The sequence below is a fragment of the Burkholderia sp. 4NA327C6 genome (assembly GCF_005502655.1).
GTDB lineage: Bacteria > Pseudomonadota > Gammaproteobacteria > Burkholderiales > Burkholderiaceae > Burkholderia > Burkholderia contaminans.
This window is the reverse complement of sequence record NZ_SCNZ01000103.1, coordinates 1-3,974: the sequence shown is the minus strand read 5'-3', so window position 1 is coordinate 3,974 and position 3,974 is coordinate 1. Positions and strand designations below refer to the sequence as shown.

General features: G+C 69.9%; 4 protein-coding genes. All 4 read right to left on the bottom strand.

Features of this window, described 5'->3' with window-relative positions:
* A partial coding sequence (locus FFS49_RS41545; RefSeq protein ID WP_137951080.1) for a tetratricopeptide repeat protein occupies positions 1 to 779 on the bottom strand: 779 nt, incomplete at its 3' end.
* The gene (locus FFS49_RS41540; RefSeq protein ID WP_105816670.1) at positions 776 to 1,720 is read right to left on the bottom strand and encodes a type II secretion system F family protein; all 945 of its coding nucleotides are present in this window, start codon (positions 1,718 to 1,720) and stop codon (positions 776 to 778) included. The genes FFS49_RS41540 and FFS49_RS41545, both read right to left, overlap by 4 nt.
* Positions 1,717 to 2,694 carry a type II secretion system F family protein gene (locus FFS49_RS41535; RefSeq protein WP_105816671.1) on the bottom strand — a complete coding sequence of 326 codons (978 nt, stop codon included), beginning with the start codon at positions 2,692 to 2,694 and terminating at the stop codon, positions 1,717 to 1,719. The genes FFS49_RS41540 and FFS49_RS41535 overlap by 4 nt, the downstream gene beginning before the upstream one ends.
* Positions 2,691 to 3,974 (bottom strand): CpaF family protein (locus tag FFS49_RS41530; RefSeq protein ID WP_137951079.1); only part of this gene is annotated, 1,284 nt, incomplete at its 5' end. The genes FFS49_RS41530 and FFS49_RS41535, both read right to left, overlap by 4 nt.

Below are 3,974 nucleotides of genomic sequence, written 5' to 3'. Positions count from 1 at the left end.
CCCCCGCGAGACGCAAGCCGCGCGCGAACCGCCTGGTAGAAGCGCAGGTTGTCGGCCACCGCCGACGCGGGCAACTCCGCGGACAGCAGCTTCTTCGCCGAATCGATGTTGCCGAGCACGCCGTAAGCGAACGCGAGGTTCTGGCGCGCCTGCCACGGCGCGGACGGCAACCCCGCGACGTCGAGCAGCACGTTCACGCCCTCGCGCGGCCGGTTGCCGAGCACGAGCGACAGCCCGAGGTCGACACGCAGCCCCTGCGCGTCCGGGTGCGCGCGCAGTGCCTCGCGATACACGACCTGCGCATCCGCATGGCGCCCCTGCAGGTCGAGCACGGTGCCGAGCCCCTCCGCCGCGAGCGGATGGTTCGGCTGCACGGCGAGCAGGTCGCGATAGCGCTGCGCGGCTTCGTCGAGGCGCCGCTGCCGCAACGCGACGCGCGCGAGCCCGAGCTGCGGGCCGAGCTCCGCCGGTGCCTGCCGCTGCGCTTCGTCGTAGAGGATCCGCGCACGCTCCAGGTCGCCCGCGCGGTAATTGACGTCGCCGAGCCCCAGGCGCGCCGCCAGCGAATCGGGATGCTTCGCGAGCACCTTCTCGTACAGCGTCGACGCGAGATCGACGTTGCCGCCGGCAAGTGCGCTGTCGGCGATGCGCAACTCGGCCTGCGGGTCGTCGCTCTTGTGCGACAGCACCGGCCGCGTCTGGATGCCCGGCGCGCCGCAGCCGGCCAGCACCGGCAACGCGGCCGCGAGCGCGAACGCGCGTATGACGGATCGTGTCATCTGAACACCTCGAGCAGGCGAATCGCCGCCGGGCCTGCCGCGATCAGGCAGACCGTCGGCAGGATGAACAGCATCATCGGCAGCGTGATCTTCGGCGCAAGCTTCGCGGCCCGTTCCTCGAGCGCGACGATCTGCTCGGTACGCTCGGTGCGCGACAGCGTGCGCAGCGCCTGCGTGATCGGCGTGCCGAACCGCTGCGACTGCGTCAGCGTCGTCGCGAGCGAGCGTGCCGACGTGAAATCGACGCGCAGCGCGAAATGCGCGAGCGTCGCGGACACGTCGCCGCTCAGCGTCAGCTCGTCCGCGCACACGGTCAGCTCGTCGGCGAGCGGCGGGCAGATGCGCGCCAGTTCGTGCGCGACGCGCCGGATGCCCGACGCGAGGCTGTTGCCGGCCATCGTGCAGATCACCAGCAGGTCCAGCGCATCGGGAAAGCACGCGGCGATGACCCGCCGCCGCCGCCGGATCATCACGCCGAGCACGTACTCCGGCACGATCACGCCGATCACGAACGCGGCGATCATCGCCAGTGCGCGGATCACGAAATATTCGCCGAAGCGCGGAATCAGCGGGCTGAACACGATCGCGCCGCACGCGAACAGCACGCCGCAGCTCAGCTTGATCCCGATCATCACCGACGCCGCGCGACGCTCGCGAAAGCCCGCGCGCGCCAGTTGCAGGCCGAGCTTCACGCGCTGCATCGGGTCGAGCACCGGCAACCGTTCGCCCAGTTGCGCGAGCCGGCGCGTCAGGTCCAGGCGGACGCCGCCCGGCTGCAGCCATCCCGCCATCTCTGCCGGCGGATGCTGCCCGGCCGCCTGCCGCACGCGCACGGCGATCCGCTGGCGCGTGCCGCCGCCGGGCGTGGCGAGCGCCACCGCGACACAGCCGAGCAACAACAGCAATTCGAGGCCGCGGGCGGCCAGTATCGACATCGTCATCGCGCGGTATCCAGTTTCGAGATCTTGCGGATCACCAGCAGGCCGACCGTCAGCAACCCGGCCGCGATCGTCAGCATCATGTGTCCGGGGTGCGTCGTGAACAGCAGCATCACGTAGTCGCGGTTCACGAGGAACAGCGCGCCGATCATCACGAACGGCACCGCCGAAATGATGTTCGTCGTGATGCGCCCTTCGGCGGTCAGCGCGCGGGTCTTCAGGCGGATGTCGCGACGCGTGCGGATGATGCTCGACAGCTCGTCGAGCGTTTCGCCGAGGCTGCCGCCGGTCTCGCGCTGCAGCAGCAGGTAGACGGTGAAGAACGAGAAGTCCGCGATCATCAGCCGGTCCGCCGCCTGCGTCAGCACGTTCTTGAGATCCGCGCCGACGCGCAGGCTGTCGCCCATCGAGCGGAACGTCGCGCGCACCGGCTCGGCCGCGCCGTCGCCGACCATGCTGATCGCCTGCGTGACCGGAATGCCCGCGCGCACGGCCCGAACGATCACGTCGATCGCGTCCGGGAACGCTTCGAGAAAACGCATCCGGAAGCGCTCGACCAACGCACGGTAGCTCGCTCGCATCGTGACCAGCGGCAACCCGACATAGATCAGCGGACGCAGGAAGCCCGGCGGCCCGATCAGCTTCACCGCGACGATCGCGACGATCGCGCCGGCGATCGTGCTCGCGACGACGATCCTCACGCCGCCCTTGCCGCCGACGGCACGCACGCGCGTCACGCGGCGCTGCAGCCAGGCGCGCAGGCGGCCCTGCCGGCGCTGGAGGTTGAACAGCACGACGCCGGGTGCGGCGGATGCGAGCCCGTCGCGCCCCGCGAGCGACGGCGACAGCCGGCGCATCCGCGCGCGGATGCGCTGGGCCGGTGTGCGGCTCGCGCGATCGAACCACGACGACAGCACGAGCCCGATCGCGAGGATCATCACGAACGCGCCCACCGCGAACAGGTCGGCGGCCCTCATTGCCGGAACACCTCGGCGAGCGCGTCCTCGACGCCGTAATACGCGGCGCGCGCCGCGAATCCCGGCCGCAACGGCGAGGCCTCGAATACCCCCTTCACCGAATCGCGCGTCGTGTCGCCTTCCTGGCGGAACGCGAACAGGTCCTGCGTAATCACCACCTCGCCTTCCATCCCGACGATCTCGGTGATCCGCGTGACGCGCCGCACGCCGTCGCGCATCCGCTCGATCTGCACGAACAGGTGCACGGCGCTCGCGATCTGGCGCCGGATCGACAGCAGCTGCAGGTTCGCGTTCGCCATCATGACCATGCTCTCGAGCCGGCTGATCGCATCGCGCGGCGAATTTGCGTGGATCGTCGTCATCGAGCCGTCGTGCCCCGTGTTCATCGCCTGCAGCACGTCGAACGCTTCGGGGCCGCGAATCTCGCCGAGGATGATGCGGTCGGGCCGCATGCGCAGCGCGTTGCGCACGAGATCGCGCTGCGAGATCCCGCCGAGCCCCTCGGTATTCTCCGGCCGCGTCTCGAGGCTCACGACGTGCGGCTGCAGCAACTGCAGTTCGGCCGCATCCTCGATCGTCACGATCCGTTCGTGCTGCTCGATGTGCTGCGACAGCGCGTTGAGCAGCGTCGTCTTGCCCGAGCCGGTGCCGCCCGAGATCACGATGTTCAGCCGGCACGCGCACGCGACCTTGAGCACCTGCAGCATCGGATGCGAGATGTTGCCCTGCTGCGCCATCCGCGCAAGCGTGATGTCGCGCTTCGCGAACTTGCGGATCGAGATCGACGGGCCGCGCATCGCGATCGGCGGCAGCACGACGTTCACGCGGCTGCCGTCGGCGAGCCGCGCATCGACCATCGGGCTGCTCTCGTCGACACGGCGCCCCACCGCCGCCGCGATCCGCTGCGCGACGCTCGCCACGTGCGCGTCGTCGCGGAACTTCAGCGACGTGAGCTCGAGCCGGCCCGCGCGCTCGACGTAGACCTGGTCGGGCCCGTTGACGAGGATGTCGGTGACCGAATCGTCGGCGAGCAGCGGCTCGATCGGCCCGACGCCGAACATGTCGTTCAGGATCGCATCGACGATCAGCACCTGCTCGCCGGCCGTGATCTTCAGGCGCTCGCGCTCGACCGTATGCGCGGCCACCTGCTCGATGCCCGCGCGCACTTCGTCGCGCGTCTTCATCAGCGCCGCCGACATGTTCATCGACGCGAACACAGCACTGCGGATCGCGTCGAACTTGCTCGACCGGATCAGCGCCTCGTGGGTGTCGGCCGTCAC